15 protein-coding genes and 1 pseudogene are annotated in these 22,075 nt (G+C 68.6%); 2 read left to right on the top strand and 14 right to left on the bottom strand.

The window, feature by feature from the left end:
• Positions 1-34: 34 nt before the first annotated feature.
• The 12 genes from ACHZD8_RS14195 to ACHZD8_RS14140 all read right to left on the bottom strand — a co-directional run bounded on the left by ACHZD8_RS14195 (position 35) and on the right by ACHZD8_RS14140 (position 19,600).
• Complete coding sequence (locus ACHZD8_RS14195; RefSeq protein WP_394771080.1) at positions 35-661, bottom strand: superoxide dismutase; 627 nt, start codon at positions 659-661, stop codon at positions 35-37.
• 120 nt (positions 662-781) lie between these two features.
• Positions 782-1,762, bottom strand: a complete 981-nt coding sequence (gene whiA / locus ACHZD8_RS14190; protein WP_147782279.1) for a DNA-binding protein WhiA — start codon at positions 1,760-1,762, stop codon at positions 782-784.
• 88 nt (positions 1,763-1,850) lie between these two features.
• Positions 1,851-2,726, bottom strand: a complete 876-nt coding sequence (gene rapZ / locus ACHZD8_RS14185; RefSeq protein ID WP_394771079.1) for an RNase adapter RapZ — start codon at positions 2,724-2,726, stop codon at positions 1,851-1,853.
• A 71-nt stretch (positions 2,727-2,797) separates the two neighbouring features.
• Positions 2,798-4,693 carry an excinuclease ABC subunit UvrC gene (gene uvrC, locus ACHZD8_RS14180; protein ID WP_394771078.1) on the bottom strand — a complete coding sequence of 632 codons (1,896 nt, stop codon included), beginning with the start codon at positions 4,691-4,693 and terminating at the stop codon, positions 2,798-2,800.
• A gap of 5 nt (positions 4,694-4,698) precedes the next feature.
• Complete coding sequence (uvrA, locus tag ACHZD8_RS14175) at positions 4,699-7,611, bottom strand: excinuclease ABC subunit UvrA (RefSeq protein ID WP_394771077.1); 2,913 nt, start codon at positions 7,609-7,611, stop codon at positions 4,699-4,701.
• Positions 7,612-7,683: 72 nt separating this feature from the next.
• On the bottom strand, positions 7,684-9,378 hold the full coding sequence (locus ACHZD8_RS14170) for a hypothetical protein (protein WP_394771076.1): 1,695 nt from the start codon (positions 9,376-9,378) through the stop codon (positions 7,684-7,686).
• A gap of 351 nt (positions 9,379-9,729) precedes the next feature.
• The gene (locus ACHZD8_RS14165) at positions 9,730-10,452 is read right to left on the bottom strand and encodes a hypothetical protein (RefSeq protein WP_394771075.1); all 723 of its coding nucleotides are present in this window, start codon (positions 10,450-10,452) and stop codon (positions 9,730-9,732) included.
• A 388-nt stretch (positions 10,453-10,840) separates the two neighbouring features.
• The gene (locus ACHZD8_RS14160; protein ID WP_394771074.1) at positions 10,841-11,344 is read right to left on the bottom strand and encodes a DUF4304 domain-containing protein; all 504 of its coding nucleotides are present in this window, start codon (positions 11,342-11,344) and stop codon (positions 10,841-10,843) included.
• A gap of 181 nt (positions 11,345-11,525) precedes the next feature.
• Positions 11,526-13,592 (bottom strand): excinuclease ABC subunit UvrB, encoded by a 2,067-nt coding sequence (gene uvrB / locus ACHZD8_RS14155; protein WP_394771073.1) that lies wholly within the window; start codon positions 13,590-13,592, stop codon positions 11,526-11,528.
• A gap of 9 nt (positions 13,593-13,601) precedes the next feature.
• A complete protein-coding gene (cydD, locus tag ACHZD8_RS14150) occupies positions 13,602-16,970 on the bottom strand; it encodes a thiol reductant ABC exporter subunit CydD (protein ID WP_394771072.1) in 3,369 nt (1,122 codons plus the stop codon).
• Positions 16,967-18,001: a cytochrome d ubiquinol oxidase subunit II gene (gene cydB, locus ACHZD8_RS14145; RefSeq protein WP_394771071.1), complete on the bottom strand. Its 1,035-nt coding sequence runs from the start codon at positions 17,999-18,001 to the stop codon at positions 16,967-16,969. Before cydB ends, cydD begins: the two co-directional genes overlap by 4 nt.
• 36 nt (positions 18,002-18,037) lie before the next feature.
• The gene (locus ACHZD8_RS14140; protein WP_394771081.1) at positions 18,038-19,600 is read right to left on the bottom strand and encodes a cytochrome ubiquinol oxidase subunit I; all 1,563 of its coding nucleotides are present in this window, start codon (positions 19,598-19,600) and stop codon (positions 18,038-18,040) included.
• A 110-nt stretch (positions 19,601-19,710) separates the two neighbouring features.
• On the opposite strand from ACHZD8_RS14140, the gene ACHZD8_RS14135 reads away from it, so the two are divergent.
• On the top strand, positions 19,711-20,079 hold the full coding sequence (locus ACHZD8_RS14135) for a BlaI/MecI/CopY family transcriptional regulator (protein ID WP_394771070.1): 369 nt from the start codon (positions 19,711-19,713) through the stop codon (positions 20,077-20,079).
• A 5-nt stretch (positions 20,080-20,084) separates the two neighbouring features.
• Complete coding sequence (locus tag ACHZD8_RS14130) at positions 20,085-21,041, top strand: M56 family metallopeptidase (protein WP_394771069.1); 957 nt, start codon at positions 20,085-20,087, stop codon at positions 21,039-21,041.
• Positions 21,042-21,050: 9 nt separating this feature from the next.
• Here ACHZD8_RS14130 and coaE read toward each other — a convergent pair whose 3' ends face one another.
• The gene (coaE, locus tag ACHZD8_RS14125; protein WP_394771068.1) at positions 21,051-21,665 is read right to left on the bottom strand and encodes a dephospho-CoA kinase; all 615 of its coding nucleotides are present in this window, start codon (positions 21,663-21,665) and stop codon (positions 21,051-21,053) included.
• Between the two features lie 175 nt (positions 21,666-21,840).
• Positions 21,841-22,075: pseudogene (gene rpsA, locus ACHZD8_RS14120) on the bottom strand (30S ribosomal protein S1); the annotation flags it as partial.

The following is a 22,075-nucleotide window of genomic DNA, read 5'->3' as shown; positions in this document are numbered from 1 at the left end:
CGCCCCGGCCACAACCGGTGCTTTTACGCTGGCGCTATGACATTACCAGCAGGCCGTTCGTCTTTTCGCGGGCAACTTCGAAGCGCTGCTGCACGTTCGCCCAGTTGGCGATGTTCCAGAACGCCTTGACGTAGTCGGCGCGCACGTTCTTGTAGTCGAGGTAGTACGCGTGCTCCCAGACGTCGAGCAGCAGCACCGGAACGGTGCCCGCGGCGAAGTTCGACTGCTGGTCGAAGAACTGCTGAACGATGAGCTTCTGCCCGATCGAGTCCCAGACGAGCGCGGCCCATCCGGAGCCCTGCACGCCGAGGGCGGCGGCGGTGAAGTGGGCCGTGAACTTGTCGAACGACCCGAAGTTGTCGTCGAGCGCCGAGGCGAGCTCGCCGGTGGGCTTGTCTCCGCCGTCCGGCGAGAGGTTCGTCCAGAAGATCGAGTGGTTGACGTGACCGCCGAGGTTGAACGCGAGGTCCTTCTGCAGCTTGTTCACGTAGGTGAGGTCGCCCTTGTCGCGTGCCTCGGCGAGCTGGGCGAGGGCGGTGTTGGCCCCGGTGACGTAGGCCTGGTGATGCTTCGAGTGGTGAAGCTCCATGATGGCTCCACTGATGCTCGGCGCGAGGGCGCCATAGTCGTAACCCAGTTCGGGCAGCGTGTAATCAGCCATATTCCGATCTCCTTGTCTCCAACCCGGGGCACCAGATGGCGCGGCAACCGGGTGACATTTTCAGTCTACTAGCGTCAACTCGGCTGGTTCCCAGATGCTTCCCAGCGTCGTGAGATCGGCTCAGGCGTCTTCGTAGTCCGGCGGCAGATTCGCGTCGGTGCCCGGAATTCCGAGATCGACCGCGCGCTTGTCGGCCATGGCGAGGAGGCGGCGGATGCGCCCGGCCACGGCATCCTTGGTCATCGGCGGGTCGGCGTGGTGGCCGAGCTCGTCGAGGCTCGAGTCACGAAAACGCAGGCGCAGCTCCCCCGCGTAACGCAGGTGCTCCGGAACGTGACCGTCGAGGATCTCGAGCGCGCGCTCCACCCGGGCGCAGGCCGCGACGGCCGCCTGGGCCGAGCGGCGCAGGTTTGCGTCGTCGAAGTTGACGAGCCGGTTGGCGGTGGCACGCACCTCGCGGCGCTGGCGAAGCTCCTCCCAGTTGAGAACCGTGGAGTGGGCGCCCATGTGCACGAGCATGGCGCTGATCGCCTCGCCGTCGCGGATCACGACGCGGTGCACGCCGCGCACCTCGCGGGCCTTGGCGGAGATCTTCAGTCGGCCGGCCGCACCCACGAGGGCCATCGCCGACTCGTTGCCGGGGCAGGTGATCTCGAGCGCGGCCGAGCGGCCCGGGTCGGTGAGCGAGCCGTGGGCGAGGAAGGCTCCGCGCCAGACGGCGGCGAGCTCCTCGCGGCTGCCGGTGGTGAGCTTGTTGGGCAGGCCGCGGATGGGCCGGCGCCGGGCATCCAGGAGTCCGGTCTGGCGGGCGAGGGTCTCTCCCCCGTCGAGCACGCGCACGAGGTAGTGGCTGGTGCGGCGCAGGCCGGAGGCGGAGATCACGGAGATCTCGCTCTTCACGCCGTAGAGCTCCGCGAGGTCCTTGCGCACCCGGCGCGCGAGCTGCGCGGTGTCGAGCTCCGATTCGACCGCGATGCGGCCGGAGATGAGGTGAAGCCCGCCGGAGAAGCGGAGGATTGTCGCAAGCTCCGCCGCTCGCACTGTCGTCTTGCTCACGTCGATGCGAGCGAGTTCGTCCTTGACGTCGGCGGTGAGAGCCAATCCGTGTCCTTACTTTGCTGTGAATCGTGCGGTGTGGTGCGCCAACGGAGAACGGGTCAGAGCACGAGCGTGGTCCTGACTCGAGACACTACTCCCGACCGAGATCACGGTGTTTGATGCTTACCGCAACGCCCGGCTGGCGACGAAGGATGCCGGCGAGCTTCTCGACGACCGCAACCGATCGGTGCTTTCCGCCAGTACATCCAATGGCGATCGTAGCGTGTCTCTTGTTCTCGCGCTGATACCCGGCGAAGACGGGCTCGAGCGCGTGCGAGTAGCTGTCGATGAATTCCTCTGCACCCTCCTGGGTGAGCACGTAGTTGCTCACCTCGGAGTCGAGTCCGGTGAGTCCGCGCAACTCGGGAACCCAGAACGGGTTGGGCAGAAAGCGCATGTCCGCCACCAGATCGGCGTCGGCCGGCAGGCCGTACTTGAAGCCGAAGCTGAGCAGGGTGAGGTGGAGTCCGGGGGTCTGCGCGGTCGCGAAGGTCTCGGAGATGGTGGTCGCGAGCTGGTGGATGTTGAGGTCCGAGGTGTCGATGATCATGTCGCTCGACTCCCGCATCGAGAGCATCCGCTGCCGCTCGGCGCCGATGCCGTCGAGCAGCGTGCCGTCACCTTGCAGCGGATGCGGCCGGCGCACCTGCTCGAAGCGCCGCACGAGGGCCGCGTCGGTGGCCTCGAGGAACAGCACGCGCACGCTCGCGCTCTCGCGCAGGCTCACCACCGCCTGCTCGAGGTCGGAGAAGAGTTTGCCGCCCCGCACGTCCACGACGGCGGCGATCTTGGGCAGGGTGCTGCCCGCCCGGCCGGCGAGCTCCACGAGCGGCCTCAGCATCTGCGGCGGCAGGTTGTCGACCACGTACCAGCCCAGGTCCTCGAGCGCGTTTCCGACCGTGGACCGGCCCGCCCCAGACATGCCGGTGATGATCAGTACTTCGTGGCTCGAGGTGTCCTCGGTCATTGCTGAATCACGCCTTCAGTTGGTGTGGAGCCGTCGGCAGGGAGGTTGCCTGGTATCAAGCTTAACAAGCCTCAGGCACGCAACGACTCGTAGATGGCCTGCGCGAGGGTGGGCCCGATGCCCTTGACCTCGGCGATGCTCGTCACCTCGGCCGCGCGCAGCTGAGTGACCGAGCCGAAGTGCCTGAGCAGTTCCCGCGCCCGGGCCGGCCCGAGCCCCGGGATCTCCACGAGCTGCGAGTTGACGTCTTTGCTGCGCCGCTGCCGCTGGTAGGTGATGGCGAAGCGGTGCGCCTCGTCGCGGATCCGCTGGATCAGGAACAGGGCGTCGCTGTTCCTCGGCAGGATCACCGGGTAGTCGGAGTCCGGCAGCCAGATCTCCTCGAGGCGCTTGGCGATGCCGCACAGGGTGATGCCGGTGACCCCGGCGTCGGCGAGGGCGCGTGCCGCGGAGGCGACCTGCGGCTGTCCACCGTCCACGATGAGCAGGTTGGGGCGGTAGCTGAACTTCTTCAGGTCGGTGCCGGTCACCGGCTCCGTCGTCGGGTCGGGCGCGGGTTCGATCGCGGCGTCATCGCTCAGGTAGGCGAGGCGCCGGCTGAGCGTCTGGTAGATCGATTCGGTGTCGTCGGTGGAGTTGGGGATGCTGAACCGGCGGTACTGGTCCTTGCGCGGCAGGCCGTCCTCGAACACGACCATCGAGGCGACGATGTTGGTGCCGCTCAGGTGCGAGACGTCATAGCACTCCATGCGCAGGGGCGCGTCGGGCATGCCGAGGGCCTCCTGGATGTCCGCGAGGGCCTGCGACCGGGCCACGAAGTCGCCGCTGCGCCGGGTCTTGTAGAGGATGAGGGCGTTCTTCGCGTTGGTGCCCACCGTCTGGGCGAGGGCGGCGAGATCGCCCCGCTGGGCGACGCGCAGCACCACCTTGCCGCTGGAGCCGCGCTCCGCGCGCACCGAGCCCAGCCACTGCTCGAGCTCCGGCGCATCCTCGGGCAGCTCGGGCACCACCACGAGTCGTGGCGGCGGAACCTCGTCGTCGTAGGCGTTCTGCACCACGGTCTCCACGAGCTCGGCGAGGTCCAGGTCGAGTTCCTTGTCCACCACCCAGCTGCGCACACCCCGGATGCGGCCGCCGCGCACGCGGAACTGCTGCACCGCCGCGGCGAGTTCGTCGTGCGCGATGCCGAAGATGTCCGCGTCCACGTCGTCGCCGAGCACGACCGTGCTCTTGGAGAGCGCGGTCTCGAGCGCCGCGAGCTGGTCCCGGTACCGCGCGGCCGACTCGTAGTCCTGTTCGGCGGCGGCCGCCTTCATCTTGCGCCCGACATCCCCGATGTACTTGGAGTCGTTGCCGGCCATGAACGAGGCGAAGTCGAGTGCGATCGACTTGTGCTCCTCCTTGGTGATGCGGCCCACGCAGGGGGCGGCGCACTTGCCGATGTCGCCCAGGAGGCACGGTCGGCCGGTCTGCTCCGCCCTCTTGTAGGTGGAGTCCGAGCAGCTGCGCATCGGGAATGCCTTGAGCATGAGGTCCACGGTCTCGCGGATGGCCCACACCTTGGTGTACGGCCCGAAGTAGCGGGCGCCCTTGATCGAGCGGTTGCGGGTGACGAGCACCCGGGGAACCGTGTCGCCGAGGCTGATCGCCAGGTACGGGTACGACTTGTCGTCGCGGAACTGCACGTTGAACGGCGGGTTGAACTCCTTGATCCAGGTGAACTCCAGCTGGAGGGCCTCGAACTCGGTGCCGACCACCGTCCATTCCACCGCCGACGCACTCAGCACCATGCGCCGGGTGCGCTCGTGCAGGTTCTGCAGCGGGGCGAAGTAGTTGCTCAGCCTGGCGCGGAGGTTCTTGGCCTTGCCGACGTAGAGCACTCGGCCCTTGTCGTCCTTGAACCGGTAGACGCCCGGCTGGGTCGGAATCTCGCCCGCCTTCGGGCGATAGCTGACGGTGTCGGCCATCGCGGCTAGCCGGCCGCCGGCACCGCGTCGGCCAGCGCCCGCACTCCCGGTCGCGCAATGCCCAGAACCTCGGCGAGGAAGGTGCCGGTGTGGCTCTCCTCCACCGTGGCGAGATACTCCGGGGTGCCCACGGCGAGCACCTCGCCTCCGCCCGCGCCGCCCTCCGGACCGAGGTCGATGAGCCAGTCAGCCGACTTGATCACGTCGAGGTTGTGCTCGATCACGATCACGGTGTTGCCCTTGTCAACAAGACCGTTGAGCACCAGGAGGAGCTTGCGCACGTCTTCGAAGTGCAGGCCGGTGGTCGGCTCGTCGAGCACGTAGATGCTGCGGCCCATCGATCGCTTCTGCAGTTCGGTCGCGAGCTTCACCCGCTGCGCCTCGCCGCCCGAGAGGGTTGTCGCGCTCTGGCCGAGGCGAACGTAGCCGAGGCCGACATCCACCAGGGTGTTGAGGAAGCGGCTGATGGAGGAGATCGCCTCGAAGAACTCGGCCGCCTCGCTGATCGGCATGTCGAGCACCTCGGAGATGCTCTTGCCCTTGTAGTGCAGGGCGAGCGTCTCGCGGTTGTAGCGCGCGCCGTTGCAGACCTCGCAGACCACGTAGACATCTGGCAGGAAGTTCATCTCGATCTTGATCGTGCCGTCGCCGGAGCAGTTGTCGCAGCGACCGCCCTTCACGTTGAAGCTGAAGCGGCCGGGCAGGTAGCCCCGGGCCTTCGCATCCACGGTCTCGGCGAACAGGTTGCGGATCTTGTCGAACACGCCGGTGTAGGTGGCCGGGTTGGAGCGCGGGGTGCGCCCGATCGGCGCCTGGTCCACGTGCACGACCTTATCGAGGTTGTCGAGGCCGGTGACGCGGGTGTGCTTTCCGGGGATCTGCCTCGCCCCGTTGAGCTCGTTGGCGAGCACCTTGTAGAGGATGTCGTTGATGAGGCTCGACTTGCCCGATCCGCTCACCCCGGTGACGGCGGTGAAGGTGCCGAGCGGGAAGTCCACGGTCACGTTGCGCAGGTTGTTGGCGCGGGCGCCCTCCACCCGGAGCATGCGCTTCTTGTCGACCTTGCGCCGCTTCTTCGGCGTCTCGATGGAGCGGCGACCGGAGAGGTAGTCCCCCGTGATCGACCGGCGGTTCTCGAGCAGCTTCTCGTACGAGCCGGAGTGCACGACCTCGCCGCCGTGCTCGCCGGCGCCCGGTCCGATGTCCACGATCCAGTCCGCGGTGCGGATGGTGTCCTCGTCGTGCTCCACGACGATGAGCGTGTTGCCGAGGTTCTTGAGCTTGACGAGGGTCTCGATCAGCCGGCGGTTGTCGCGCTGGTGCAAGCCGATGCTCGGTTCGTCGAGCACGTAGAGCACCCCGGTGAGGCCGGAACCGATCTGGGTGGCCAGGCGGATGCGCTGCGCCTCCCCGCCGGAGAGAGAGCCGGCCGAGCGGGCCAGGTTGAGGTAGTTGAGGCCGACCTCGATGAGGAACTCGAGCCGCAGCCGGATCTCCCGCAGCACCTGGGCGGCGATCTTCGCCTCGCGCTCGGAGAGCTCGAGCAGGTCCATGAACTCGAAGGCGTCGATGAGGCTGAGCTCCGCAACATCCGCGATGTTGTGGTCGTGCACGGTGACCGCAAGCACCTCGGGCTTGAGCCGCTTGCCGTCGCAGACCGGGCAGTTGATCTCGCGGAGGTACGCCGAGTAACGCTGGCGCGCCGAGTCGGTCTCCGCCTCGATGAACTTGCGCTCGATGTAGGGCATCACGCCCTCGAAGCCGGTGGAGTACTTCATCTCGCGACCGAAGCGGTTCTTCCACTTGACGGTCACCTGAAAGTCGTTGCCCTTGAGGATGGCCTGCTGCACGTCGGCACCGAGGTCGCGCCATGGGGTCTTGAGCGAGAAGTCCAGGTCGGCGGCGAGCCCCTCGAGCAGCCGCTGGAAGTAGTTGAAGAGTCCCTTGCCGGACTGGGTCCAGGGCAGGATCACGCCGTCGGCGAGGCTCAGTGCCGGGTCGCCGAGCAGCAGCTCGGAGTCGACGGACATCTTGGTGCCGAGGCCCGAGCACTCCGGGCAGGCGCCGAACGGGGCGTTGAACGAGAAGGTGCGCGGCTCGATCTCGGTGAGCTGCACTGGGTGGCCGTTGGGGCAGGAAAGCTTCTCCGAGAAGTTGCGCCAGGCCGCCGGACCGGTCTCGTCCACGTAGTTCACGCTGACCAGGCCGTCGGTGAGCCGCAGGGCCGTCTCCAGCGAGTCGGTGAGGCGGGTGAGGATGTCGTCCGCCGCCACGAGGCGGTCCACGACCACGGAGATGTCGTGCTTGATCTGCTTCTTGAGGATGGGCGGCTCGCTCAGCTGGATCTGCTCGCCGTCCACGATCGCGCGCGAGTATCCGCTGGCCGCGAGCTCCTTGAACAGGTCGACGAACTCGCCCTTCTTCTGCGAGATGACCGGGCTTACGATCTGGTACCGCGTGCCGGTCTCGAGGGTCATGAGCTGGTCGGCGATCTGCTGCACGGTCTGGCGCTCGATCTTCTCGCCGCAGATGGCGCAGTGCGGGATGCCGATGCGGGCCCAGAGCAGGCGCATGTAGTCGTAGATCTCGGTGATCGTGCCCACCGTGGACCGCGGGTTGCGGTTGGTGGACTTCTGATCGATCGAGACGGCGGGGCTCAGCCCGTCGATGAAGTCCACGTCCGGCCGGTCGACCTGGCCGAGAAACTGGCGGGCGTAGGCGGAGAGCGATTCGACGTAGCGCCGCTGGCCCTCGGCGAAGATGGTGTCGAAGGCGAGCGAGGACTTGCCAGAGCCGGAGAGCCCAGTGAAGACGACGAGCGAATCCCGCGGAATCTCGAGGTCTACACCCTTGAGATTGTGGACTCGAGCGCCGTGTACGGAGAGCCTGGCTGCGGATTCGACACGGGAAATAGACACTCTACATATTCTACGGAGACCACCGACATTGCTCGTGCCGGGTTCGCTCTCGGCAGAGTCCGGCCCGCCCGATCAGGACGCGACCGTCGCCAGCACGCGCTCCGTCTCCGGGCGAACGGCCTCCGGAGCGACGCGGTCGATCACCACGATGGGAGCCCGGCGTCGGCCGTTGAACTCCGTGGCGGTGACCGCCGTGTACGCCCCCATGGTGGGGCTCAGCAGGGTGTCGCCCTCCCGCAGCGCGGGCAGCGGGTATGACCGGGCCAGGACATCCGCGCTGTCGCAGGTGGGGCCGGCCACGGTCGTCGGCACCAGCGCCGGTGCCGTGCCGTCGAGCTCGGAGCGAGCGACGAGCACCGGATGCACGGCCTCGGTGGCCACGTTGGAGAAGCTGCCGTACACGCCGTCGTCCACGAAGCACCAGCGCTCGGCCTCGCGCACCCGCGTGCCCACGACGCGGGTGACCACGGTGGCGGCATCCGCCACCAGGATGCGGCCGGGCTCGGCGATCACCGTGAGGCGCGGGATGAACGGCTCGAGCATCGGCCCGATCGCCTCCCCGATCTGCTCGATGGTGGCCACGTCCCGCCGGTAGGAGGCCGGGAAGCCGCCGCCGATGTCGAGGATGCCGAACTTCACGGCCCAGCGCGCCTCGAGCCGGCCCATGAGGTCGAGGGTCTGGCCGACGGCGGTGCGGAACGCCGCGACGCTGTCGAGCTGGCTGCCCACGTGGAAGCTGAACCCGGCGATGCGGCTGCCCTGCGCCGCGGCCTGGGCCATGAGGGCGTCGGCCTCGGCGTGCGAGACGCCGAACTTGCTGGACAGGTCGCTCTTGGCGGCGGGGTTGCGGTAGCCGAGCCGCACCAGCAGGGACACGTCGGCCGGCACGCCGCGGAACTTGGCGAGCTCCCCCGCGCTGTCTATCACGAAGGTGCGGATGCCAAGCACGTAGGCGCGGGTGATCTCCGCCGGACTCTTCACCGGATGGGTGTGGATCATCCGGTTGGTGCGGATGCCGCGGGAGGCCAGCAGGTCGATCTCGGCGTCGCTCGCCACATCGAAGCATCCGCCCAGCGCCGCGATCGTGTCGAGCACCGCCGGGTGCGGCAGCGCCTTGACGGCGTAGTGCAGGCGCACGAACGGCAGGGCCGCGCGCAGGCGGGCGTACTGCTCGGCGACGCGCTGGGGCTCCAGCAGCATGAACGGGGTGCCGTGCCGTGTGATGAGCGCATCCAGGTCCACCCGGTCGAGCGTGCGGGCCAGCTGGCGGATGCGTGCCGCCCGCACCTCCGCCTCGATCACCGTGTCGTCGATCGGGCGGCGGCTCAGCATCCGGCGACCGAGCAGGTGGCCGACGGCCGCCAGCAGGTAGAAGAGCACGTCGGCGAGCACCTTGCCCACGACCCAGCCGACCGCCGGGATGCCGATCACGAGGGGTGCGAGATAGAGCAGGCCGGGTCGGATGAGCAGCGTGTCGAGCAGTTCGGCCGGGCCGAACTCCACCGCGGTGAGCCAGGCGGTGCGCACGAACGACCGGCGTGCCCGCCTCCCCCGCATGGGCGTGGCCTCGCGCCACTGCTCGAGAAAGTTGCGGGCCGTGGCCACGCCGTAGAAGCCGATGTTCTCGCCGATGGTGCCGGCGACCGCGGCCACCAGCAGCGACCCGGTGGCGGCGAACGCACCCCACGCGGCGAGGAAGGCGGTGACCGTGCCGGTGAGCTCGCTGGGCCGGTAGCGGCGGATCCAGAACAGTACTCGACGCGACATGGTGCTCCGCTCCCGACGGGACTCGGATTTCCCGTGCTACCCATTCAGGAGCGGGGTTGGGCGGTGGTGATACATGCGCATGCCGGCCGCGGCCCGTGAACGCACCGAATTTCAACGAGGGCCGCACCAATCACAGCCCACCGGCGCGGCCGACGGGACAATTCGCAAGTACGCCCCTCGTTTGGCCCACAATCGGCCACGCTCGAACGGGCTGCCTGCCCCTCCCAAACAAGGCCGGGGCCCTGTGGGCGGGTTACCGGCTAGGGCGAACCATCCTTCACTCTATTCCGGACGGAACACAGCAGAGCTTTGCTTCCGACTGCCTTAGTTCTCAGTACGACCCGCAACCGGTTAGGAGAACGAGTCGTTCGTGACGACGAGCATTGAGGATCCTCGGCCCTCGCTTGAGGGCTCATTCTCCTTCGCTAGTTGCGGTGAAAGCTCGACCAAGTGTTCAGCGATCGTTTGACATTCCAGTGCTATAGCCCCGACGTCTATCCTCTTGCCGCAGTTGACAAACGTTCTCTCTTCAGCCAAATAGACGCGCACTGGGTAGACAACGCCTTCGGTGAACTGCTGAAGGCTCCCATCCCTCCCGAGAGTCATGTCGATGGGGAACAAGGTCGGTCTGGCGATTTGCGCCATGCTGCTGCGCAGTGCCGTCTCGTCGAGATATTCATCGAAATGTTCCAGCGAGTTCCGGACCTGAGCCTGAAGGATCGCGTCTGTGGACTGCCCGTCCAGAAGGTCTCGCATCCAGCGAGTCCTCTTTTCCTGCACTGCGAATTGTCGCGCGCTCTGGTCGGGTCGCCGCGAACGATCCTTGACGAGGGCGCGGATGCGAGCCGCGTTATTCAGAACGCGATAGATGTCCGCATGCAGCGCATGGTCGACCTTGATGTAGCTACTTTCAGGAGGAGGGGGCTCCGCGTTCGAGAAGACTCGTTCACAGGTTTCCACGGTGTCGCGAGCAAGCCAGTACAGCTCCGAAACGTACGCTCCAGCGAACGGGCTACCCAGGATCCGATGCCAGTGATCTACGTCGACCTTCGTTGGTTTCTCTCGTGCGACCATGCCTCAGTTTGAAGCATGCAACAGCGAGGCGTGCGCAGCGCGCCCTCTACTTGAGTGAGCAACACAACTCGGGAGACCGGTAGCGCGACCGAGGACGAATTCCGGGCAACGGTCGTGGGATGATTCGCCTGTGTTTTTCCTGATCCTCACGCTCGCCGTGCTGTCCGTCGGCGGCGCTGCCGCCTGCTTCATATTTACGCGGCAGTTTGCAGACCTTCTCGATCGGCTAGGGCTCCCTCTCTGGGCCACAGGACCGATGTCGTCGGCCGCCAGAGTCCGAATCGTCGGGGGCTTTACGTCTGTTTTGCAATCTTCCTGAGCTGCGCGCTGTTCTTTTCGGGCGTTTGGGACGCTAGGTTGCACGCGATTGCACCCCAATAGGTCTGGCCTACTGCATGTGTTCGTGAAGCCACGGCAGGCCGAACTCCTCTATGTCCGCGCGAACCTCCGCCGCGGTCGCCTCGATATCGTCGACGGCTCGGAACTCCCACCAAATGTCCTCGCGCCCCGCGGCCTGCCCGATGCGCACAATCGGCACCGCCGCACCGTAGATCATTCCACCGGAAGAGGTGCGTTTGCCCCAATGGGGGTGCTCTTCCACACCGTGTTCCCAGGCTTCTCGGGTCACAGCGACCAGGTTGACTGTGAACCGGATGGCCTGACGATCGCTGTAGACGGATTTCTGGAACCCCAGCAGTGCCCAGTGAGTCTTAGAAGTGAGCTCGTACTTACCGCCGCTGCCCTTGAGGCCCAGTTCTCTCAGCCGCGGCGATATGGTCGCGTCGATCATCGTCTTGTAACGCTCTTGAGACGTGACGTCGCCCACGAAGGCACTCCGCGCAGGCGTGTTGTTTCGCAGGCGCCACTGCATAAAGCGGTCGAAAGCAGACATTATCTCAGTCTGTCACGCGGTCGCCCGATCGAGGCCCGCAGCAGCGTCTTCGCTTGAATAGAGAAACAACTCGAGAGCCCGCGAGGACGATCAGGGCCGCTCTGGATACCTCCGCCAACGGGTCGTAGTCGCCTCTTGCTCCCGACGCGATTGCGCTGTGCCCTTGTGCACCGACCACCCCTTACGACAAGTGCCCCGCGGCCTCCATCTGGCGCAGTTCCTTCTTCAGGTCGGCGACCTCGTCGCGCAGGCGTCCGGCCAGCTCGAACTTGAGCTCGCCGGCGGCGGCCAGCATCTGCTCGTTGAGGTCGCGGATGATCGTCTCGAGGTCGTTCGCGCCGCTGGCGGCGAGGCCCGCGCGCTTGAGGTTGGGCGTGGGCGACCGCTTGCGTCCGTCGCGCCCGGCGAGCAGGGCCGCGGTGTCCGCGCCCTCCCGGTTGAGGGAGTCGGTGATGTCCGCGATCTTCTTGCGCAGCGGCTGCGGGTCGACCCCGCGCTCGAGGTTGTACGCCACCTGCAGCGCCCGGCGCCGGGTGGTCTCGCTGATGGCGAGCTTCATCGAGTCGGTCATCACGTCCGCATACATGTGCACCGCGCCGGACACGTTGCGGGCCGCGCGCCCGATGGTCTGGATGAGCGAGGTCGAGGAGCGCAGAAAGCCCTCCTTGTCGGCATCCAAAATCGCCACGAGCGACACCTCGGGCAGGTCGAGACCCTCCCGCAGCAGGTTGATGCCCACGAGCACGTCGTACACGCCCTGACGAAGTTCGGTCAGCAGCTCCACGCGGCGCAGGGTGTCGACATCCGAATGCAGGTAGCGCACCCGCACTCCGGCCTCGCCCAGGAACTCGGTGAGCTCCTCGGCCATCTTCTTGGTGAGGGTGGTGACGAGCACGCGCTCGTTCACGGCCACGCGCTTGCGGATCTCCTCGAGCAGGTCGTCGATCTGGCCCTTGCTGGGCTTCACCACGATCTCCGGGTCGATGAGGCCGGTGGGGCGGATGATCTGCTCCACCACGCTGTCGGTGATGCCCATCTCGTACTTGCCGGGGGTGGCGGACAGGTAGACCTTCTGGCCGACGCGCTCGAGGAACTCGTTCCACTTGAGCGGACGGTTGTCGAGCGCGCTCGGCAGACGGAAGCCGTGCTCGACCAGGGTGCGCTTACGGGACGCGTCGCCCTCGTACATCGCGCCGATCTGCGGCACGGTCACGTGCGACTCGTCGATCACGACGAGGAAGTCCTCGGGAAAGTAGTCGATGAGACAGTGCGGCGCCTCGCCCGGCTGGCGCTGGTCGATGTGCCGCGAGTAGTTCTCGATGCCGCTGCAGAAGCCGATCTGCTCCATCATCTCCAGGTCGAAGGTGGTGCGCATGCGCAGGCGCTGGGCCTCCAGCAGCTTGCCCTCGCGCTCGAGCTGCTCCAGACGCTCCGCGAGCTCCACCTTGATGGTCTTGATCGCCGCGTGCATGCGCTCCTGGCCGGCCACGTAGTGCGAGCCGGGGAACACCGACACGGCATCCATCTTCTTCACCACGTCGCCGGTGAGCGGATGCAGGCTGTACAGCCCCTCGATCTCGTCGCCGAACATCTCGATGCGGATCGCGAGTTCCTCGTACATCGGGATGATCTCGATGGTGTCGCCGCGCACCCGGAAGTTGCCGCGGGAGAAGTCCACGTCGTTGCGCTGATACTGCATCGACACGAACTTGCGGATGAGCGCCTCGCGGTTGATCTTCATGCCCACCTGCAGCGCCATCATGGCGTCCAGGTACTCCTCGGAGCTGCCGAGGCCGTAGATGCAGGAGACCGTGGACACGACGATCACGTCGCGCCGGCTGAGCAGAGAGTTGGTGGTGGAGTGACGCAGCCGCTCCACCTCCGCGTTGACCGAGGAGTCCTTCTCGATGAAGGTGTCGGTCTGCGGAACGTAGGCCTCCGGCTGGTAGTAGTCGTAGTACGAGACGAAGTACTCCACGGCGTTGTTGGGCATGAGTTCGCGAAACTCGTTGGCGAGCTGGGCGGCGAGGGTCTTGTTGTGCGCGAGCACGAGGGTGGGTCGCTGCACGGCCTCGATGAGCCAGGCGGTGGTGGCGGACTTGCCGGTTCCCGTGGCGCCGAGCAGCACGACATCCGTCTCGCCGGCGTTGATTCGGCCCGTGAGTTCGGCGATCGCCGCGGGCTGGTCGCCGCTCGGCGTGTAGTCGCTGATCACCTCGAATGGGCGCACGGAACGTGTCGGTTGCATGCTTCAAGCTTAGGCAGCGCCACTGACAACGAGCCCGGATTGCGCCGTGGGCATAACGGTCGGGCGGCGGCCCAGGTCGATGCGATTGGCACTCGGGATGCCGGCGGTCGCCTGGTGGGTCACCAGCACCGTCACCCGGTCGTGGAGCGCCATGACCAGGTCGGCGATGAGCTGCTCGGCCGCCTCCTCGTCCAGGTGTGCGGTCGGCTCGTCGAGCAGCACCACGTCGGCCCGGGTGAGCAGCGTGCGTGCCACGGCCACCCGCTGACGCTCGCCGCCCGACAGCGAACTGCCCTCGGCGCCGATCGCCGTGTCCAGTCCGTTCGGCAGCCGGTCGAGCAGCGGACCGAGCCCCACCCTGGTGAGCACGCTCGTCATCTCCGCGGTGTCCGGGGCGTCGTCCCTGCCCCGCGCGATGAGGAGGTTTGCGCGCAGGGTGGAGTTGAACAGGTGTGCCTCCTGCGGGCACCAGCCGATGCGGCGGCCGAGGGACAGGGCATCCATTGCCGCGGCATCCCGCCCGTTGATCTCGAGCCGGCCGGTCACCGGGCGCAGCTGGGCGAGCAGCACGGCCAGCATCGTGGACTTTCCGGACCCGGACGGCCCGGTCACCACGAGCCACTCCCCCGAGCGCACCTCGGCGTCGACGCCCGTGAACACCGGGCCGGAACCCGGCCAGGCGGCCGAGACGCCCCGGAGCGCGAGGCTCGTGATGCGCTCGGGCGGCACGGCACCGGCGGCCCGGTCGACCTCGGAGGGCTCGGTCACGGCGGACACCCGGGCGAGCACCGCGCGCAACGACGGCCACTGCTGGGCGGCGGCCACGAGGTCGAGCAGCGGGTCGATGAGCGCGAGCGGGGTGAGCGCCAGCACGGCGACAAGTTCCGGCCGCAGGGTGCCTCGGGCCACCGCGAGGGCGGTCACAGGCAGCACCAGCACCGCCGCCGCGCAGCACGACAGCACCACGATCGCCGAGCCGAGGCCGAGCGCCCACGCGCCGCGCCTGGCCTGCTCGCTAGCCTGGGCATCCAGCCGCCGCAGCTGCCGGCGCAGCCTGCCGTCGACGCCGTTGACGCGCAGGTCGGCCGCCGCCCCCAGCATCGCCGCGAAACGTCGGAGCACGCGCGACCGCAGCGCCTGCTGGGCGCGGCTTGCCGAGCTGTCGGCGAGGATCGCGGCGGTCGGCGCGAGAACGAGCCCGGCGACGGCCAGCCCGAGGAAGATAGGCAGCGTGCGCGGTTCGATCAGGCCGAGCGCCGCGATCGTCGCGACGACGGTGAGCGCGCCCACGACCAGCGGAAGCACCGCCCGGATGGACAGGTCGCGCACCCGGTCCACGTCTCGTACCAGCCGCTCGAGCGCGCTCCCGCCGCTGAGCAGCGAGCGGTCACGCAGGCCCCGGTCGGCGAGGGCGGTCCAGAGCCGCGCCCGCAGTTCGGTGACGGCGGAGAAGACGGCGCTGTGGCTGAGCAGCCGGTCCGAGTACCGCAGCACGGCCCGGCCGATGCCGAAGAACCGCACCCCCACGATCGCCACGAGCAGGAACATGATGGGCGGATGCTGGCTCGCCCGCACGATCAGCCAGCCGGAGAGGGCGGTGAGCGCGATCGCAAAGAGCGACGCGAGAGTGCCGAGAAGCACGGCGCCGAGCACCCGGCCGACGACGGGGCGGAGGAAGGACGCGAGGGCGCGGCCGGTACGGGCGGGCGACGTCTCCGCCAGGAAGGGCGGCCGGCGTGGCGCCTCGTCGGCCCCGGCGGGCAGTTCGAGGCCCACGGATGACGCGCGACCGCCCCGGCCGAGAGGCACCAGGGTGTCGGCCAGGTCGCGCACCCGCGCATCGTGGGAGGCGACGATCACCGTGGCCGAGCCGCGCAGCCCGGCGATCTCGGCCACCACGAGGGCGGCGCTCGCCCGGTCGAGGTGCGCGGTGGGCTCGTCGAGCAGCACCAGGGTGGCCCCCGCGCGCACCCGCAGCAGCACCCGGGCGAAGGCCACCCGCCGCAGCTCCCCCGGGCTGATCAGGCTGGGGTCGGCGTGCTCCAGGCGCACCAACCCGAGGCGGCGCAGCACGCCGTGCACGGCCGCTGCGGGCGTCTCGTCGCCGGAGTAGAGGGCGAGCTCCTCGCCGACGGTCGCCGCGGCGACCCGCGGATGCTGCGGAAGCCACGCGATCCGCCCGGGCTCCACCCCGGTGACGGTTCCGCTCACGCTGACGCCGGCGCCCGTGACGAGCCTGTCGGCGAGCACGGCGAACACCGTGGACTTGCCCGCGCCGCTCTGCCCGTCGAGCACGGTGATCTGTGCGGTCGGCGCCTCGAAGTGCAGCGCGTTCACGCTCGGCGCGCCGCGATCCCCGAATCGCACGGTCAGCCCCTCGACGCGCACCGGGCACGGCCCGGCGGAGACGAGCCGGTCGCCGGGGCGGCGGGCGAGCATCCGCTCCACCCGGGTGAGGGCCTCTCGGCCGTCCTGGGAAGCGTGGAAGGCCGTGCCGATCACCCGCAGCGGGGTGAAGCACTCCGGGGCGAGAACGAGAATGAGCAGCCCGAGTTCGAGGGACAGGTCGCCGACCACGAGGCGCACCCCGATGAAGACCGCGACCACGGCCACCGAGATGGTGGCGATGAGTTCCAGGGCGAGCGAGGAGAGGAACGCCGTCTTCAGGGTCTCCACGGTGCGGCTGCGGTACCGGTCCGAGATGCTCCGCAGCGACTCGGCCTGCTCGTGGGCGCGACCGAGGCCGACGAGCACCGGCAGCCCGCGCGCGAGCTCCACCAGGTGGTCGGAGAGCCGGGCCAGGGCATCCGTCGCCGCGGTCACCCTCTCGCGGGTGTGCAGCCCGATCAGCGCCATGAACACGGGGATGAGCGGCACGGTGAGCACGATCACCACGGCGCTCACCCAGTCGGCGAAGAGGATGCGCGCCCCGACGATGAGCGGCACGGTCGCGGCGGTCACGAGCGCCGGCAGGAACACCGTGAAGTACTTGTCCAGCTCGTCCAGGCCGTCGGTGGCGAGCGTCACGACCGAGCCGGTGGGGCCGCCGGAGCCGCGCTCGCCCATGGCGTGTTCCGCGAGCTGGGCACGCAGCCGTTCCTTGGCCCCCAGCATCGCACGGGCGGAGACCACGCGGTGCACCCAGGCGACTCCCGCGCGCAGGACGCCGGCGGCGAGGCCCCAGCCGAGAGCGGACATCCACGCGGTACCGCCGCCGATCACGCTCACGATGCCGGCCGCCAGCGCAGTGGCCAGCACGATGAGCGCCCCGGCCTTGAGGGCACTGAGGAGCCCGAGCAGGTAGAGCGTGGGCCGATTGAGGGCGCTCAGGCCGGCGAACGGCGAACGGGACGCTGCCTCGGACGCGGGCTGGGTCACGGTCTCGGCCGCACGGCCGCCGTCACCGGGTGGGCCTGCGGAATCTGCGCGGCGCCGATCCGCTTGCGGAACACCCAGTAGGTCCAGCCCTGGTAGGCCAGCACGAGCGGGATGCCGAGGCAGGCCACGATGCTCATCACGCCGAGCGTGTACGGAGACGACGACGCGGTGGCCACCGTGAGGTCGAACCTCGGGTCGATCGTGGACGGCAGCACCACCGGGTACGACGCGAGGAAGATCGCCGCCATTCCGGCGACCAGGAAGCCGCCGAACCCGACGAACGACCAGCCCTCCCGCCCCACCCGGGTGGCGCGCCAGGCCACGGCGGCGGCCCCGAGCATCGGCAGCACCAGGATCCAGCTCGTCAGGCTTCCCCGCTGCAGTTGCACGGCGAGCACCCACACCGCGAGCGGCACGAGGGCCATCAGTCCGGCGCGTCCCGCGAAGGAGCGCGCGCCGATGCGCACCTCGCCCTCCGTCTTGAGCGCCAGGAAGGCCGCGCCGTGCACGAGGCTGAAGCCCACGAAGGCCAGGCCGCCGAGCAGGGCGTAGCCGTTCAGCCAGGCGAAGGCGCCCCCGACCCGGTCGCCGTTCGCGTCGATCGGCAGGCCGGTGGTCGTGAGCGCGAGGGTCGCGCCGATGCCGAACGAGGCCACGAGGGAGCCGAGGCCGAGAGCGACGTCCCAGCCCCTCGTCCAGCGCCGCGACGATCCCTTGCCGCGGAACTCGATGGCCACCGCCCGGAAGATCAGGGCGAGCAGCACGACCACCAGCGGAAGGTAGAGCGCCGAGAAGAGCGAGGCGTACCAGAGCGGGAAGGCCGCGAAGGTCGCCCCGACCGCCGTGATCAGCCACACCTCGTTGCCGTCCCAGATCGGACCGATGGCGTTGAGCATCACCCGCCGCTGGGTCTCGGTTCGCGCGGAGAAGAGAATGTGCATCCCGACCCCGAAGTCGAAGCCCTCCAGGAAGAGGTATCCGGTCCAGAGCACCGCGATCACGGCGAACCAGACGGTGGGCAGTAGTTCCATGGGAGTTCCTTGGTCTGTTCTGTCGAAGCGAGTGGGTTAGTAGGCGAAGGCGAGAACGTCGCCCGAGGTGGGCTCGTCGTCCTTCGGGCCCGGCTCGGCCAGCTCGGGCAGGGCGCTCGCGACTCCCCCGCGCACGTACTTCACGAGCAGCCGCAGCTCGAACACCATGAGCACCGCGTAGACGATGGTGAACGCCGAGACCGAGAAGAGGATCTCGCCGAAGCTCACCCCGGGAGACACCGCGGCGGCGGTGAACATGAATACCCCGTCGACGCCGCTGGGGTTCGGCGCCACCACGAAGGGCTGCCGGCCCATCTCGGTGAAGACCCAGCCGGCCGAGTTGGCGGCGAAGGGAGCGAGGATGCCCGCGATGGCGAGTTGCATGAGCCAGCGCTGTCGCGGCACGGTCCCCTTGCGAGTGAACCAGAGGGCCACGGCCGCGGCGAAGGCGGCGGCGCCCCCGAAGCCGATCATCAGCCGGAAGCCCCAGTAGGTGACCTCCATGATCGGCAGGTAGTCGATCGCCTGCCCGGCCCGGGCGCCGTACTTCGGGTCGTCGGGCAGCGTGGTGCCGTACTTCGCCTGGTACTCGGGAATCAGCTCGTTGATGCCCTTGATGTCCGTGGTGAAGTCGCCGTGGGCCAGGAAGGAGAGCAGGCCGGGGATCTCGATCACCGGGGTCACGTCGTCGCAGTTCTTGGAGCCGAGCTTGCCCACCGAGAGCACCGAGAAGCTCGTGCCGGTGTGGCAGGCCCCCTCGGCCGCCGCCATCTTGAGCGGCTGCTGCTGGAACATGAGCTTGGCCTGGTAGTCGCCGGTGAGCGCGACCCCGCCGAACGCGACCATGGCCACGACGGCACCGATACGCAGTGACGCGATCCACACGCCGTGGTCCGCGCGATCGCGGCCCGGGATGCCGGGGGCCTCGCCGGGCACGACCCGGCCGGCGGCATCCACCGTGTCGATCCCGTCCCGGCGCCGCTGCCACAGCTGGTACCAGGCGATGCCGAGCAGGAACGCCCCGCCCACGCCGAGCGACCCGAAGATGGTGTGGGTGAACGCCGCGATTGCCGTGTTGTTCGTGAGCACGGCCCAGACATCCGTCATCACCGGCCTGCCGTTCTTCAGCACGACGCCCACCGGATGCTGCATCCAGGAGTTGGCCACGATGATGAAGTAGGCGGACACCACCGACCCGAGCACCGCGATCCACAGGCAGGCGAGGTGGATGCGCTTGGGCAGCTTGCCCCAGCCGAAGATCCACAGGCCGAGGAAGGTCGACTCCACGAAGAACGCCAGCAGTGCCTCCATCGCGAGCGGCGCCCCGAACACGTCGCCCACGAAGCGGCTGTACTCGCTCCAGGCGAGGCCGAACTGGAACTCCTGCACGAGGCCGGTGGCCACCCCGAGGATGAAGTTGATCAGGTAGAGCTTTCCCCAGAACTTGGTCATGCGGTAGTAGCGCACGTTTCCGGTGCGGTGCCAGGCGGCCTGCATGATCGCCACGAGCGGACCGAGACCGATCGTGAGCGGCACCATCCAGAAGTGGTAGACGGTGGTGATTCCGAACTGCCAACGCGCTATGAGCAGCGGGTCGATGGCCTCCACGTGATCCTCCGATTGACGGCGAGAATGATTTCTACGGTTTGTAGAATAGTGCTCTTCTACCGGATGTAGAAATCGTCTTCTACGCGGGGTAGAATGTTGGCATGGCGACACTCGGCGAACTCGAACGATCGGTCATGGACCTGCTCTGGGACTCCGAGACCCCGATGACTTCGGGCGAGATGCGCGACGGCCTCGCCGCGAGCGGTGCCACCGGCGCAGCCAAGGACCTCGCCGTGACGACCGTGCTCACCGTGCTCTCCCGCCTCGAGGCCAAGGGCTTCGTCACCCGCGAACGCGACTCCCGCCCGCACCTCTACCGCGCGTCGATGAGCCGCGCGAACCACATGGCCGAGCTCATGCACGAGGTGCTGGGCGCCGCGCCGGACCGCGAGGCGGTGCTCGCGCGATTCGTGGGGCAGGTGACGCCGAGCGAGGCGGAGACGCTCCGCCGCATCCTCGCCGGCAACTGACCGGAGTGCCCACCTGGCTCGCCCTCGCCGCGCTGGCGCTCGTGCTCGCGTGGCCGGTGCCCATCCTGCTCTCCCGCGCGCAGTGGCCGTCCCACGCCCCGGGCACCGCGCTCGTGGTCTGGCAGGCCATCGCTCTCACCGGTGGCCTGTCGATGATCGGCGCCCTGCTCACCTATGGGCTCGAACCGTTCGGCACCAGCCTCGTCGACGGCCTCGTCGCCCTGCCCGCGGTGCTTGCCGGGGCGCCCCTTCCGGCGGGTGTGGCGTTCGGGCAGATGTTCGCCCTCTCCGGTGCGATCCTGCTCGGCATCCACCTGCTGCTCAACCTCGCCACCACCTTCGTGCGGGCCGAGCGGTCGCGTCGACGCCACCTGCAGCTCGTCTCGCTCCTCAGCGACCCGATGCCCGAGCAGCCGAACGCGAGGCTGATCGACTCGGAGGCGCCCGTCGCCTACTGCCTGCCGGGCACCACGCGGTCGGTCACCGTGCTCTCCGCCGGGCTCACCGCCCTGCTCGACCGGGAGCAGTTGCGCGCGGTGGTCGCGCACGAGACGGCGCACGCGACCCAGCGCCATCACATCGTGCTGCTGGCATTCCGCGCCTGGCGCGGCTCGCTGCCCTGGTTCCCGATCGCGACGCGGGCGCTCGACGCCGTGGCCATCCTCGTGGAGATGCTCGCCGACGACCAGGCCCTCCGCGCCGTGTCGAGGGAGACCCTGGTGCGATCGATCGCCCTCGTGGCCTCCGCCTCCGTTCCCGTCGCCGACACCGAGCCCGGTCCGGCCGCCGCCGACGGCAACAACTCCTTCGCGGACGACAGCCCGGCGGCGAGCAGGCGCATCGCGCGTCTCATCGACGGCCGGCCCGCCCTCGCCTGGCCGACCCGGCTCGCGGCGATCGCCGGCGGGTTCGCCCTCGTGGCCGTGCCGACGGTGCTGCTGCTCCTGCCGGCCGTGGGCTGAGCCGCGCGCTCAGTTCGCCGGATGCGGCAGAGACTCCCAGAGGGCGTCGGCCTGCTGCAGCGTCTCCTCGAGCGTTCCGTTGCTGTCGATCACGACATCCGCGATGGCGAGGCGCTCGGTGTCCGTCGACTGGGAGTTGAGCCGGTGGACGGCCTCCTCACGGCTGAGGCCGCGCAGCTCGACGAGCCGCCGGGTGCGGGTCTCGGTGCTCGCATTCACCACCACGATGAGGTCGAAGGCGTGGTAGTCCTTGTCGCGTGACGCCTCCACGAGCAGCGGCACGTCGTACACGACGACGGCGTTCGGATCGCGGCTGGCGGCCTGCGCGAACAGGCGCTGGGAGAGCTCCTTGATGGCGGGGTGGGTGATCGCGTTGAGCGCGACCCGTGCCTCCGGGTCGGCGAAGATGATGGCGCCGAGGGCCGCGCGGTCGAGCGACCCGTCCGGAGCGACCACCGAGGGGCCGAACCTCTCGGCTATCGCCGCGAGCCCGGGCGTGCCCGGTTCGACCACCTGACGGGCGAGAACGTCCGCATCCACGTGCACGGCCCCGTGCTCGGCCAGCCGTCTGGCGACCACGGTCTTTCCGGATGCGATGCCGCCTGTGAGGCCGATGAGATACACGCGAGCAATGCTAGCCGTCGCCTGCCGGCTGTCGGCGACACCCTCGCCGGGCCGGTTCGGACGATCCGGGCCAGCACGCCGGCCCGGAAGGTCCGCAACGGCCCGGATCGGGCCGCCGGCCGGTTAACGCCGGAACGGCCGGACCCGTGAGGATCCGGCCGTTCCGTTGCTCGAATTAGGAGTTCGAGGAGAGCTTCTCGCGAAGAGCGGCGAGAGCCTCGTCGTCGGCGAGGGTTCCCGCAGACTCGGAGTCGCTCGAGAAGGAGGAACCAGCAGAGGCCGGCGCGTCGGAGATGTTCTCGTCGGCGGTCGAAACCTGCGTCGTGTGGGCCTCCCAGCGCGCCTGGGCCGCAGCGTAGTCCTGCTCCCACTTCTCGCGCTGGGACTCGAAGCCCTCTTTCCACTCGTTG

It is taken from the genome of Lacisediminihabitans sp., from assembly GCF_043726815.1.
Lineage (GTDB): Bacteria > Actinomycetota > Actinomycetes > Actinomycetales > Microbacteriaceae > Lacisediminihabitans.
This window is presented reverse-complemented; position numbering and strand designations above follow the sequence as displayed.